This is a genomic window from Xanthomonas vasicola, from assembly GCF_000772705.2.
Lineage (GTDB): Bacteria > Pseudomonadota > Gammaproteobacteria > Xanthomonadales > Xanthomonadaceae > Xanthomonas > Xanthomonas vasicola.
This window is the reverse complement of the sequence record NZ_JSBW02000055.1, coordinates 1-13,167: the sequence shown is the minus strand read 5'-3', so window position 1 is coordinate 13,167 and position 13,167 is coordinate 1. Positions and strand designations below refer to the sequence as shown.

Annotated in this window: 15 protein-coding genes; 11 read left to right on the top strand and 4 right to left on the bottom strand. The window is 60.3% G+C overall.

Annotated elements, in window-relative coordinates:
* Window position 1: 1 nt before the first annotated feature.
* Window positions 2–394, bottom strand: a complete 393-nt coding sequence (locus tag NX05_RS15935) for a type III secretion protein HrpB2 (protein ID WP_039433125.1) — start codon at window positions 392–394, stop codon at window positions 2–4.
* Window positions 395–427: 33 nt separating this feature from the next.
* Window positions 428–883, bottom strand: a complete 456-nt coding sequence (locus NX05_RS15930; protein ID WP_039433127.1) for an HrpB1 family type III secretion system apparatus protein — start codon at window positions 881–883, stop codon at window positions 428–430.
* A 213-nt stretch (window positions 884–1,096) separates the two neighbouring features.
* Here NX05_RS15930 and sctU point away from each other — a divergent pair, with 213 nt between their 5' ends.
* The 11 genes from sctU to NX05_RS15875 all read left to right on the top strand — a co-directional run bounded on the left by sctU (window position 1,097) and on the right by NX05_RS15875 (window position 9,567).
* On the top strand, window positions 1,097–2,170 hold the full coding sequence (gene sctU / locus NX05_RS15925; RefSeq protein ID WP_039433129.1) for a type III secretion system export apparatus subunit SctU: 1,074 nt from the start codon (window positions 1,097–1,099) through the stop codon (window positions 2,168–2,170).
* Window positions 2,171–2,178: 8 nt separating this feature from the next.
* On the top strand, window positions 2,179–4,101 hold the full coding sequence (locus NX05_RS15920) for an FHIPEP family type III secretion protein (RefSeq protein WP_010377374.1): 1,923 nt from the start codon (window positions 2,179–2,181) through the stop codon (window positions 4,099–4,101).
* Entirely contained in the window at window positions 4,101–4,739 is a 639-nt protein-coding gene (sctP, locus tag NX05_RS15915) for a type III secretion system protein SctP (RefSeq protein WP_039433131.1), read from the top strand. The genes NX05_RS15920 and sctP overlap by 1 nt, the downstream gene beginning before the upstream one ends.
* Window positions 4,740–4,781: 42 nt before the next feature.
* A complete protein-coding gene (gene sctQ, locus NX05_RS15910) occupies window positions 4,782–5,786 on the top strand; it encodes a type III secretion system cytoplasmic ring protein SctQ (protein WP_039433133.1) in 1,005 nt (334 codons plus the stop codon).
* Window positions 5,773–6,417, top strand: a complete 645-nt coding sequence (gene sctR / locus NX05_RS15905; RefSeq protein ID WP_010367905.1) for a type III secretion system export apparatus subunit SctR — start codon at window positions 5,773–5,775, stop codon at window positions 6,415–6,417. Before sctQ ends, sctR begins: the two co-directional genes overlap by 14 nt.
* Window positions 6,418–6,421: 4 nt before the next feature.
* The gene (sctS, locus tag NX05_RS15900; RefSeq protein WP_010367904.1) at window positions 6,422–6,682 is read left to right on the top strand and encodes a type III secretion system export apparatus subunit SctS; all 261 of its coding nucleotides are present in this window, start codon (window positions 6,422–6,424) and stop codon (window positions 6,680–6,682) included.
* Complete coding sequence (locus NX05_RS15895; RefSeq protein WP_039433136.1) at window positions 6,679–7,491, top strand: hypothetical protein; 813 nt, start codon at window positions 6,679–6,681, stop codon at window positions 7,489–7,491. Before sctS ends, NX05_RS15895 begins: the two co-directional genes overlap by 4 nt.
* Window positions 7,488–8,426 (top strand): HrpD5 family protein, encoded by a 939-nt coding sequence (gene hrpD5 / locus NX05_RS15890; protein WP_039433138.1) that lies wholly within the window; start codon window positions 7,488–7,490, stop codon window positions 8,424–8,426. Before NX05_RS15895 ends, hrpD5 begins: the two co-directional genes overlap by 4 nt.
* Window positions 8,427–8,436: 10 nt before the next feature.
* Complete coding sequence (gene hrpD6 / locus NX05_RS15885; protein ID WP_039433140.1) at window positions 8,437–8,679, top strand: Hrp regulator HrpD6; 243 nt, start codon at window positions 8,437–8,439, stop codon at window positions 8,677–8,679.
* A gap of 80 nt (window positions 8,680–8,759) precedes the next feature.
* Window positions 8,760–9,041: an HrpE family protein gene (gene hrpE / locus NX05_RS15880; protein WP_164722199.1), complete on the top strand. Its 282-nt coding sequence runs from the start codon at window positions 8,760–8,762 to the stop codon at window positions 9,039–9,041.
* 55 nt (window positions 9,042–9,096) lie between these two features.
* Window positions 9,097–9,567 (top strand): CesT family type III secretion system chaperone, encoded by a 471-nt coding sequence (locus NX05_RS15875; protein ID WP_039433143.1) that lies wholly within the window; start codon window positions 9,097–9,099, stop codon window positions 9,565–9,567.
* 708 nt (window positions 9,568–10,275) lie between these two features.
* Here the strand turns inward: NX05_RS15875 and xopF1 are convergent.
* Window positions 10,276–12,294: a type III secretion system effector XopF1 gene (xopF1, locus tag NX05_RS15870; protein WP_039438471.1), complete on the bottom strand. Its 2,019-nt coding sequence runs from the start codon at window positions 12,292–12,294 to the stop codon at window positions 10,276–10,278.
* Entirely contained in the window at window positions 12,291–12,737 is a 447-nt protein-coding gene (gene hap3 / locus NX05_RS15865; RefSeq protein ID WP_039433149.1) for an Hpa3 family type III secretion system protein, read from the bottom strand. The genes xopF1 and hap3 overlap by 4 nt, the downstream gene beginning before the upstream one ends.
* Window positions 12,738–13,167 lie beyond the last annotated feature (430 nt).

Here is a 13,167-nt window from a genome sequence, read left to right as displayed (position 1 = left end):
GTTATTGGTTCTTGAACAATGTCTGCACGGCGTTCTTGCCAGATTGCGCCACGCCGACGCTGACATTGAGGTTGAAGCCGACCATCGTCAGCTCATGCATCAACTTCATCTGTTGCGCTGCCATTTCCTGGAACCCCATGGTCGGCGCCTGTAGGCTGAAGGCATCGATATCCTCGGTCACGGTGCGTATGCCGTCGTTTTGCACGTCGATCACCCTGCTCATCATGCTCGGCTCACCGACACGCTGCATGGCAGGCGGCAGCGGGCTTGAAGACTGCATCAGTGCTTGAAAACGATTGACGAGCGCTTGGTTCGGCATCGCCGATGGAGACAGCGCTTGCGTGGACATGCCGCCACTGGCGGCAACTGGCGGGACAGGAGGAATGAGCGTCATGACATACTCCGGCAGGGTCGGGGCTGGCGTTGCTCAGGCGCGCAAGTACTGCGCGTTTGGAACTTCTAACGCTGTGGAAGCATCAACCGGCGCCTCTTGCGGCGCTGTCCGTGGGGTATTACGCCCAGAGAGCGCCTTGACCAAGGCCACAGCATCGGCATCGGCATCCTCTTCGATCAGCTCTTCAGCAACGCCATGCCATGTCTGGTCGCCCAGCGCAAACAGGCAGCAAGCATACAGTGCCCTGCACAGTGGCTTGGAGCCGGCATCGGCCTCCAGCTCGCGCAACATGCGAGCGCCGTCCAAGTAATTGCCGCGTTTAATCGAGATCCATGCATCGAAGGTATCCAGCGCTTTCAGCTCTGGCCGAAGTAGGCGCACTGCGGCTAGAACAGCTGCTGCGTCCTCAATCTTTTCGTGTGTCAGCCCGACCGTAATCAACTCGATTAAACCGCTCACGATCGCGTCCGGGCACTCGATCTTTTCCACATTGCACCTCGTTACGTAATTGGCCGTAGACAGCATGCGTGCACAACGCTACGCGACTGCGCTGGCCAGAACTTTTCAGAAGCGAACATCGGAATACGTTGGCGAACAAACCTTGCGACTTCGCCAAACCATGCAGGTGTTCGCCTGAAAGACGGGCTGACTCGCGACGGCTCTACCAGAATCGGAACGCAGCAAGACCGGCCGGAGAGCGCCATGTCGGATGAGAAGACCGAAAAGCCGACTGAAAAGAAGTTGCAGGATGCGCGCAGGGACGGCGACATCCCGATCAGCCCGGATGTGACTGCAGCGGCGGTGCTGCTTGGCGCCATGTTGGTCATGAAACTGGCTGGCAGCTACTTTGTAGAACACATGCGCGCATTGATGCAGATCGGCATGGATTTCACCGAAAATACACGCGATGCAACGGCCATGAACCGCGCGCTTGGCCGTATTGGCATTGAGGGACTACTGCTGATGCTGCCGTTCCTGGTGGCGTGCCTGCTCGGCGGATTGATCGGCGTCTTTTTACAAACCGGCATGAATGCCTCGCTCAAACCGGTGACACCCAAGTTCGATTCACTTAATCCCGTGAATGGGGTGAAAAAGCTTTTTTCGCTGCGAAGTTTCATCAACCTGCTCAAGTTAGTCGTGAAGGCCATATTGATTGGCGTGGTGCTGTGGTTCGGTATCCGTGCGCTCATGCCGATGATCATCGGGCTGGCCTACGAGCCAACACCCGACATCGCCCAGATCGCATGGCGCACCTTGGGCACGCTGTGCGCCTTGGCGGTATTGGTCTTCGTGCTGGTTGGCGCGGCGGATTGGAGCGTGCAGCACTGGCTGTTCATCCGCGACAAGCGCATGAGCAAAGACGAGCAAAAGCGCGAACACAAGGAGAGTGAAGGCGACCCAGAAGTGAAGGGAAAGCGCAAGGAATTCGCCAAGGAGCTGATCTTCGGTGATCCGCGCGAGCGCGTCTCCAAGGCCAAGGTGATGGTGGTCAACCCCACCCATTACGCGGTCGCATTGGCCTACGAGCCGGACGGCTTCGGCTTACCGCAGGTGGTTGCCAAGGGGGTGGACGACGGTGCGCTGGAGTTACGCGCCTTTGCGCACAACCAGGGCATTCCGATTGTTGCCAATCCGCCGCTGGCACGTGCGCTGTACGTGGTCGAGCTGGGCGATGCAGTGCCGGAGTCACTTTTCGAAACGGTTGCGGTGGTGTTGCGTTGGGTCGATGACCTCGGTCGCGACCACGACGACAGCGGCAACCCTCTGTCCTGCTAGGAGATCGCATGCGAGCGACACGATATTTCGCGTACAGCGGCGAAGTGGCGATCGCCGCTTTGGTAGTGGCGGTCATTGGCCTGATGATCCTGCCGCTGCCGACCCCGCTGATCGACACGCTGCTGGGCATCAACATCACGCTGAGCGTGGTGTTGCTGATGGTCACGATGTATGTGCCAGATTCGATCTCGCTGTCGTCGTTTCCTTCGTTGCTCCTGTTCACCACGCTGCTGCGGCTGTCGTTGAACATCGCCTCGACCAAATCGATCCTGTTGCATGCCGAGGCGGGCCACATCATCGAGAGCTTCGGCGAGCTGGTGGTCGGCGGCAATCTGGTGGTGGGTCTGGTGGTGTTCCTGATCATCACCACCGTCCAATTCATCGTGATCGCGAAGGGCTCCGAGCGCGTTGCGGAAGTGGGCGCGCGCTTCACGCTGGATGCAATGCCCGGCAAGCAAATGAGCATTGATGCCGATCTACGCGGCGGAAATTTGACTGCCGATGAAGCACGCCGCAAGCGCGCGCGGCTGGCCATCGAGAGTCAACTGCATGGCGGCATGGACGGCGCAATGAAATTCGTCAAGGGCGATGCGATCGCCGGCTTGGTGATTACCATGGTCAACATCCTGGCGGGCATTGTGGTGGGCGTGACCTACCACGGCATGAGTGCTGGCGAAGCAGCGAATCGCTTCGCAATTCTGTCCGTGGGTGATGCCATGGTTTCGCAGATTGCCTCGCTGCTGATCTCGGTGGCGGCCGGCGTCATGATTACCCGCGTTGCCAACGAGAACGAGACCAAGATCAGCTCGCTTGGGCTTGATATCGGCCGCCAGCTCACCAGCAACGCCCGCGCATTGATGGCGGCAAGCGTACTGCTGGCGTGCTTTGCGTTCGTGCCGGGATTTCCGGCAGTGCTGTTCTTGCTGCTGGCAGCGGCAGTTGGTTCGGGCGGCTATGCGATCTGGCGCAAGCAACGCGACATGAGTGGCGGCGATCAGCGCACACTGCCATCGACCAGCCGCAAAGGTGCCAAAGGCGAAGCACCCCATATTCGCAAAAGCGCACCGGATTTCGCATCACCCTTGTCGATGCGGCTGTCGCCACAGTTGGCCGCACGCCTCGATCCTGCGCTGCTGGATCAGGCCATCGAAATCGAGCGCCGCCAATTGGTCGAACTGCTGGGATTGCCATTTCCAGGAATTGCGATCTGGCAGACCGAGGCGCTGCAGGACATGCAGTACGAGGTGTTGATACACGACGTGCCCGAGACACGTGCCGAATTGGAGGACACCGCCGATATGCAAACGGCACTGGCCCAGCAGGCTATCGCGCCGCTACATGCACGTGCACACCTGTTCGTCGGCATCCAGGAAACCCAGTGGATGCTGGAACAGGTAGGCGCCGACTATCCAGGGCTGGTTGCAGAGGTCAATAAGGCCATGCCGGCCCAGCGCATCGCCGATGTGTTGCGGCGACTCCTGGAAGAGCGCATCCCGGTGCGCAATATCAAAAGCATTCTGGAGAGCCTGGTGACCTGGGGACCAAAGGAAAAGGATCTTCTGATGTTGACCGAGTACGTGCGCTGCGATCTCAGCCGCTATCTGGCGCATACCGCGACCGCAGGCACGGGGCAACTGCCTGCGGTGATGCTCGACCATGCTGTTGAGCAACTGATCCGGCAATCGATTCGGGCCACCCCGGCCGGGAATTTCCTTGCGCTACCGCCGGAGCAGGCTAGCCAGCTCGTCGAACAGGTGGAGCGGATCGTGGGCGATCAGGTGCGGCATCCACTGGCGGTCGTTGCGTCGATGGATGTGCGCCGCTATGTGCGCCGCATGATCGAGGCGCGGCTGGGTTGGCTGCAGGTCTACTCGCTTCAGGAATTGGGTGCGGAGGTGCAATTACAGCCGATCGGCAGGGTGGTGGTCTGATGCGCAAACAACCCGTCCGCCATGTGCGTATCTTGCCAGTCAGCGGTGCACCGCTGCGGCCGGTAGCCGTGGTCACACCGGTTCGGATGGTGCAACGCTATAGCTTTGCGCAACTGCGCAGGCGCCTGAGCAGCACGCAGCTCGCGTTCCCGAGCACGTTGTTGCCACCGCAGTGCGACGAGGATGGACCGCAAACCGAGGCTGAGGATACGTCCAGCGAAGGGCATGAGCCTGCATTGGTTCGCAGCGACCAGACGGTTCGCCTCGACCCGGCTCAGCACCTCCCGGTTTCCCGGGACAACGACAGTGACGCACTTGGGCGGCAAATCGCGGCCGAGTGGATCCGCACTCAACGCGCGCAAATGGCAATCACCCACATCGCGCTGCGGGTGGCCGATTTTTGCAACGCTACCCCGGTGCGCGGTGCAGGAACCTGGGAAGCGTGGCTGGACATCAATCAGGACATCGTTGCGCAAACTACCTTGTTTTTGCGGCTTTCGCCGGACCACCTATTGCTTCGCTTCAGCAGCAGCTCGCCAGATGCCTGTGAGGTACTTTCTAGTGGAAAGGAGCGTTTGGATACTGCATTGAAAGCCGCGTTGAGCAGCCCGCTCCAGATCAGCATCGAAGTTATCTGAGGCACCACGCGCGGCAGAACGGCCATACGGAGGGACGTTGTCTTGCAAGCCGAGCAAAGCCTAGTTCCACCGGCACGTGCGCTCTCTCAGGCACTAACGCACGTTCCCGCCGCGCGCGCGCAGCTGAGCAGATCGCTTGGCGATCTGCGTGGCGTACGCCGCTGCGGCTTCTCTACGCACAGCCGCGAGATCCTGCCCGCTGATGCTGCGTGCCTGCGGCTGCAGTTCGAAAGTGGCCACATGCATCTGCGTATTGCCGCGCGCGACGGCTTGGCACTGCTATTGAATGAGCACGACGACACTCTGCGCGTTTCGATTGCCGGAACACTGTTAAGCGATTTCCTTGGGGCATTTGTTCCCCTCGGAATGGGCGTTGCCGAAGTCGTCGCCTTCCAGCGGGATGCAGAGGCAGGCGATGCTCTCGGCTTCGGCATGACGCTGGGCGATATCGACGCAATTCCACTGACCGCAAGCCCTTCTCTGCTTGCCGCACTACAAGCAGCCATTGCAGGACTGGCAACGCCTGTGCAGCTGCCAGCCTGGCTGGCCTCACTGCGGGTCACTACGCGTCTGCGTATCGGCAAGCGCACCGCGTCGGCAGCGCTACTGCAATCGCTGCGGCCGGGCGATGTTTTGCTGCACGGCATCACCTCGGCTCCGATACATAACGGCGAAGTGCTGTGGGGCCTATCGGGAGGCGAGGTCTTGCGCGCTCCGGTGCGCCTGAACCTGCAACAGATGATTCTGGAGGACATTCCCACCATGCAGCACGATATAACCGAGCCCGAAGCCTTGCTGCCAAGTACCGATGTGGCAGCGCTGGAACTGCCGGTGCAGCTGGAAGTGGATCAGCTTGCGCTGCCCCTTTCGGTGCTATCGGGTTTGCAGCCCGGTCAGATCCTGGAATTGTCGGTGCCGATCGACCAAGCCGACATCCGCCTGGTTGTTTACGGCCAGACCATCGGCACCGGCAGATTATTGGCAGTTGGCGAACATCTTGGCGTGCAGATCCTCAGCATGTCGGAGAGCCCCCATGCAGATGCCTGATGTTGGCTCCCTGCTGCTGGTGGTCTTGATGCTGGGGCTACTGCCCTTCGCAGCGATGGTGGTCACCTCTTATACCAAGATCGCGGTCGTGCTAGGCCTGCTGCGCAATGCCATTGGGGTGCAGCAGGTACCGCCGAACATGGTGCTCAATGGCGTTGCGTTGTTAGTGTCGTGCTTTGTGATGGCGCCGGTGGGCATGGAGGCGTTCAAGGCTGCGCAGAACTACGGCGCTGGCTCGGAGAACAACCGGGTTGTTGTCCTTCTCGATGCGTGCCGCGAGCCATTTCGGCAGTTCCTCCTCAAGCACACCCGTGAACGCGAAAAGGCGTTTTTCATGCGTTCTGCGCAGCAGATCTGGCCCAAGGACAAAGCCGATGCACTCAAGTCAGATGACTTGCTGGTGTTGGCACCGGCATTCACCCTCAGCGAATTGACCGAAGCGTTCCGCATCGGCTTCCTGCTGTACCTGGTGTTCATCGTCATCGATTTGGTAGTGGCCAACGCCTTGATGGCCATGGGGCTTTCGCAGGTGACACCCACCAATGTTGCGATCCCCTTCAAACTGCTGTTGTTCGTCGCAATGGACGGCTGGTCTATGCTGATCCATGGTCTGGTTCTGAGCTATCGGTGACGCCATGGACCATGACGATCTGGTGCGATTCACCTCCGAAGCCTTGTTGCTCTGCCTCAAGGTGTCCTTGCCAGTGGTGGCTGTGGCCGCGTTGGCTGGGCTGCTGATCGCCTTCATCCAGGCGGTCATGTCACTGCAGGATGCATCGATTTCGTTTGCGCTCAAGCTGGTCGTGGTGGTGGCTGCCATCGCAGTCACTGCGCCATGGGGCGCCTCGGCAATCATGCAATTCGGCCAGGCACTGATGCAGGCGGCATTCCCATGATCCGCCGAATTTTTCCAGGCAGTTTGCCGCCGTCGGTTCCGAGTACGCATCGGACAACGCACAAACATGCCGACGCGGCATCCGCCAACGCGGCGCCGGTTACCGACACCGCAACGCATGGCCCGCGGCTGCGTCCGGCCCCGCCCCGCAGGCGGCGACGTAGCATGGGGTCGTTGGACACCCTGGACGACTTCGATGCCACCGAGCAGGAAGACGCCGAAGCGACGCGTGCGTGTGCGCTGCGCGGGCGGGTGAGCGTCGCTATTGCGCGACCCGAGGGCAAGGAACAACACCAGGGTGATCAGCACGGCGGCGGCGGTAACACGCATGCCGACGATCCGCAGGCGGGACGCTGGCAAGGCGCGTCCCCGGTGGAAGTGGACGACAGCGCACGTGCGCGCATCGACGGCGTGATCGATCGCTACGCGACAACATGCTCTACCGATCCAGCGGTGCGGCGACATGCGCTTGCCGCTGCGCTCGTCGAACTGCGCGCCATCAGCGTTGCCCATCCTGCCACCGCATCGTTGACGACGATGGTCTGGAAGTTAATGCGCGCACATCTGCACTCCAGCGGCGCGAGCGCTTCTACCGAGAACCTACAGGCTTTACGCAAGCGCTTGATCGAGCTTGTAACGGCAGATCCGGAACCGACGCCAGCACTGCGCAACTTCCATCTACTGCTCCCACTGATATTGCTAAATGCAGAAAAGCCGCGTCGACGCGTTGATCGTGCAACCGCCATCACGCGTTTGAACACACTGCTGATTGAGCACCCTGAGCGGGCAACGCAAGAGGTTCGCGCATGACCATACAGCTTCGCGTACTGATCGGAACCCATGCTGGCGCACGATTAGATTTGGTGCCAGGAACATATTCCCTGGGTACCGACCCCCATACCGATATACGGATCGACGACTGGCCTGGTTCCTCACTTATCATCGAGGTAGATCATGATGGTCAAATACGTTATCGCAGTGACACGTTGCCGGCGACACCGTTTGTCGAACTGCAACCGGTTCGTTTTGGCCCCCTGGTCCTGTGTGTTGGCGACGCTGCGGCCGATTGGCCAGATGATGTGGTGCTGCTGGAGCGGCTGCTCTCCCCAGCCGCGACGCAGGCCACACGCACGCCCACGCGCAAAGCCGTGCGCGCAGTGGTGGGCGCCGTGCTAGCGCTGGCGGCAGCAGCATTGATCCCCTCACTGCAACCGGCGTTTCGATCCGATGCCGCCACACCGCAGCGTGTAGGGAATCAGGTCAATCAGGCCAGAGCGTTATTGAAGCAGCTGGGCTTTGGTGAAGCGCGTGTCGAGCAAGTCGGTACGCACGTGCGGATCGAAGGCCTGGTCAACAGCAGTGCAGATGCGGCACGCCTGCGCACGCAGCTGCAGCGCGACCATCAGGCCGCCGGCGTCAATGTGGTGGTAGTCGACGAAGTGTTGGCAACATTGCGCGACACTCTCGCCGATCCCAGCTTGAGCGTGCGCTACGATGGAAAGGGCGTTTTTTCCGTCACCGGCAGTAGTGATAACGCCGAGCGTGCAAGTAGCCGCATTACCGATCTGCGCAGCGATCTTGGGCCAGAAATTCGCGCGCTCCATGTGGAGATCACCCAGCAAGACCCCGCCCTGAAGCCTCCCGCCAATTACGATGCCGCTCTGCTCGCTGATGGGCTGCATTACGTCGAGACTCCGGACGGTACAAAACATCTCACCTCCCTGCCGCAGCAAGCGGCGCAATGAGAATCGCACCATGTTCGATGCCATGACTGAAACGGTTACCCAAGATATGAGCAAGATCTTGCAAACCAAAGCGGTGGATACCTCTGGCGAGCGCTTGCGCAACCTTGAGTCGGCGCTTGATGCCACTGCGCAACAGATTCGTGTGCATTGGTCTGCGGCAAGTGACCAGACTGCACGTAACGACTTCAACACCTTATACGAGGGCCTCAATGCCGCACGCCACATCGTGGCGCACATTGCCGGCATGCCCTAAATCAGTCTCTTGGTCGCTTCGACCAGGGAAAACGCGCCGGCAGGCGCTCCATTACACCTCAACTGTTAGGGAGTCTTGGTATGCAACTTTTTCCACAAGCAAGTGCATTGAACTCGCGCTTCGGGCAGGGCATGGACGGCCTGACTGGAGGCATTTCTAACGGAATTTCCGGCGCCAGTGGTCTGGCTGCGCAGAATGGGCAGATCGGTTCGCTTCTCGGCGACCTTAGTGCATCGGACGAGGCACAGAAAGGAATGAACAACAAGATCACCCAGCTCAAGAATGATCTGGATTTTAATGTGGCGCTTAACAAATTCATCGGTAAGGCCGGCGATAACGCCAAGTCACTGGTTGGCCAGTAATTGGCACTGACATGCCGCAGGGCCGGTACAGGGCCCTGCGCATGTCGTACCAAAGATGAGCAGCATCCGATTCGAGAAAATCGTTCACGAAATGTGCGAGGCACTGGACTTGCCGGACGTCCAGTCTGTGCTCAGTCGCCGTGTGCTCTGGGTAGAAGGGTTCGAAGTCTATCTCCACATGCCGGAGCCCCAACCCGAAGACGACGTACAGGAAGAAGCACTTTATCTGCGAATTTCATATGGGTTGGCACCTGCAGGGCGGACATTGACGGTCTTCCGGCTTTTGCTGGAAGCGAATCTGTCGGTGTATGCGCAGGACCAGGCCCAGCTTGGTTTGAATGATGCCGGCGTGATTGTCCTGATCGTGCGAGTGCCGCTGGACGATGATGTGGACGGAGCGTGGATCTGTGATCTGCTCGCCCATTACGCCGAGCATGGCCGTTACTGGAACAATAATATTTTTGTTGCGCACGACGAGATGTTCGAGGGGATCGCCACGGGCAATTACCTATGGCTGCGTGCGTGATTCAGGCTTGTATCCGCATCATGCCGATGCACCACCCATGGTCGTGGCACGGGCACTTTCGCCCCTCGAGCGGCCTCTGTAACCCGCTCTAGTTTCGGTACTGAAATGGCTATGGGACGAAGCGGCCGCGTAACTGGCCCATACAGGGGCCGCTCGTTTAAAACGGCTAGTCCGTACACGTCATGCGAGCTAGGCCGACTGCGTATCGTCGTCGAGGCAAGGCAACGCCGTCCCCAGAACTTCAAGGATGCCAGCAGAACTGCGGCAAGGGCATGCTCCGCACCAATCCAAGCGATTACCAAGAGCAACTCGCTAGCCACGCTATTCGTCGACAAAAACTCCATGGCCAGCCTGACCAATGTCTGGAAATACGTAGGGTTTGTACTTGCGAGTCAGGATGCCTGCGACCATCTACGTCCTGCGCCCAGCACCCACCCTTCGATGATCCATTGCCGCAGCACGCCATCTGGGGGACTAAACACCTAGTCCGCGCGAAGGCGAAGCCAACCATGGTCTGCGTTATCAGTCGCCAGCCCAGCCACATCACCGATGCCATGCATTTCGTCTCTCAAGGCACCTGCGTACAAAGAAGATCCGCAAGCACGTAGCACTCACACCGCCAGCAAGCCACAGACGCGGATACAACAGCGGCTGCGTCTGTGGCGACGGCGTGTCATATGCACGCGGATCAATGCAGTGACCGAGCGCTCATGGTCGCCCGCTTTGCCATTGACGAAGCTCCTCGCTCTCACGCAACGCACGCTTGAGTGTTGCTAGCTGACGATCCAGTGCCAGGGTGTCGTTGTTGCGTGGCAACCCGCTAAACGCTTCCCTCCAACCGTCATGCAGCTCAGTGCGTACGGCGTCAACGGTTGCGATCGAGACAGACTGCGTGCCGATCTCGGTGCGCAATGTCTCCAACGCTGTACGCAAGCTATCGCGACGCGAACCGGGAACAGGCGCCGGGCTTATACCGTCCTCCAGGGCGCATGCCACCTCACCTGGCGCCGCTGCCGATAACCCGGCGATCGCCTGGTCGATGGGATTGACCAAGGCCTCGAGCGTCTGCGCAATGGTTCGCCGATAGCCCGCTGCGATGGCGGCACGCTCGTTATCCAATCGTGTCGCCTGCGAGGTGTTGGCCCCGTTCCTGGCCTTGAGTGCATTCCAGAACACGTCGTTGAAGACCGTTTGCACGAACTGCTGTAAGACGACGGGCGTGGAATTGACTGCTTCGCCGGCAACACGGATGTGGCTGCCGCCACGCAACGGTGCCACGATGATGCGCCCGGCCCCGATCGAGCCGAAGCTGGCCATGACATTGCTCAGCACGTGGCGGGCAAGCAGGTCTCGCACCGTGGTGGTCACCGCACTGGTGGTTTTGAAGCCCTGTTTTGCCAGTGCGAAGGCTTCTTTCCCTGTCTCCAGGAGATACCTGGGCGGGAAATGCAAGGCATCAGACCACTGCGCCGGGCGACGTGTCTTGTCAGGCAAGGCCAGCGAAAATAGATTCAACCGTTGCTGTCCGCCGAGCAGATCCGGGACGCTGATCTGACCGGTAAGTGACATCGCTTTGCTCGTCTCAAGCAGCGCCTTTTGGACGATCGCGGCTCCGCCAATGGCGAGCGCGCTCAACCCCAGTTGGCCAGCCGGCGTCAGCAGACCTGGGTTACTGCCGGCCCGCCGAGCGGCATTGAAGCCTGCATTGATGGTCGGCTTGAGCAACAAGGTGTCGATCGATTTGTCTTCCATTAACGTTTGTCGGTGGGCGATCCCCTGCCGGCCGTCGTAGGCCTGCGCCTCGAGTTCCTCGAGCGTGGGCGCATTGCCCTCGCCCGGACGCGTGAAGCGCTTGCCTTCGGCGGTTATTTCCAGAATGACCGGCGGTGGATCGGGCAACAGAATCTTGAGGTCTATCGCCTGAAATCGTGGCAAGTTGGCGACGCGCGCGCGTCGGTCCATGGCCGGGATCAGCAATGTCTCGCTGGTATAGGACGCCATTGCCGCCGCCGTACCGGCAAGCACCGCCGTACTCAGCCCCTCCGCTTCAGGCGGGCGCGAGCCAGCGTAGGCTGCACCTGTGGCAAGACCGACCGGGCTGCGCATCGCGCTGGTAATGAAAGCCCTGAGACACTCGTAGGCGATCGGCCACGCCGCTTTTGTGCCAGCGGTCTTCATATCACCGACGGCCTGGTATCCGGCATCGGGCCCAAACGCAGCGATGCGTTCCTGCACACGTGCGTCTGCCCATTCCAGATAGCTGGCCTGCAGTGCATTTTGCTCTTCCGAGGGCGCAGCAAATGGCAGTTCTTCCAGGCGGGCACGCAGGTCCGCTTTCACTTCGGCAGCGGCTGACGCGCTGCGCTGGGCGTAGGTCTCTTTGGCGGCAGGCGTCTCCGATGCGTCGCTGAGCCCAGCAGGAGGCGCTTGCAGTCCGGTGTGAGACGTTGCATCCGACGACTGCGACAACCCCGACCGATGGGATCCACCGTGTATCTTCCCTTCCTGACCTGCATCGGTCGCCGCGCGACGTGACAAGGATGCGCGACGTGACGAGGATGGGCGACGGCCGCGCAACCCCGCGCTTGAGCCCAAGCCAGCAAGAGGGCCGGTGGGTACATGTTCTTCTGGTTGCGCAGCGACCTCTTCGGACTGGGTGGGTCGTGCGTGAGCAGGCGACGTTGCGCGGCTAGTGGAAGCCATCCCGATCTCGCCGGAGAGTTTCATGACGCCACCCCGGCCGTGGTATCTACCAGCGCCACCAGCGCGTCCAGCGCAACGCGTGCGACCACTTGGCCACGCTCCAGTGCAGCAGCCACATCTTCGGGCGTGTGCACGAGCAACAGCGGGCAAACGCACAGCAGACCGAGGTCCGAGAGCGTCAGCCGCCAGCCATACTCGGTCAGCAGCTGCTCCTGCAGCGCCAGCAGGGTCACCACCTCGTCGCCACCGAGCTCACACGCTGCCAGCGGCAGAATGACTTCGGGAAACGCCATCAGCTCGCCCTGCTGCCTGTGCGTGTGGACACGGCACAACATGCCGGCAGGCCCCAGAATGGTTTCGCCTTCACCAAGCCGCTGCGCAAGCTCACCAGGTAACCCGAGACATGCGCTCAGGCCAATAAAAAACGCGGCAGTCGCTGCATGCTGATTTTGTGATTCCAGCGTCATCTGAAATCCTCCGTAAGGAAGATTCGATGGACTGCGATTGCGTCAGTTGGGCGCGGCACATTTTCTTGCGCCGAGATACGCGCTTTAGCGAAGCACTGCGAACCGGCCGCGCCGCACACGAAGTTGAGCCGGTGGAATCACCTAACCAAGACCTGCGCCACACCTCACGTGAGCTCGCACGCCCATGCGGATGATTGACCCGGCGCATCGACAATTCCGCGATCTGCGACAGCGCACTCAGAACGCTATGGGCCTGCTCGCATCCAAACGATTTATTTACGCACAGCCCATAGCGGGATGTAGATAGTCGCCCCTGAAAAACCCCAGACCACATCCATTGCAAGGCTTCATCTGCGTTATCGGTGTGCTGGAATTGCCAGTTTTCGTTACGCTACGTCCTGGTTTCTGGCAGTTTTCGCCCATGCGTACA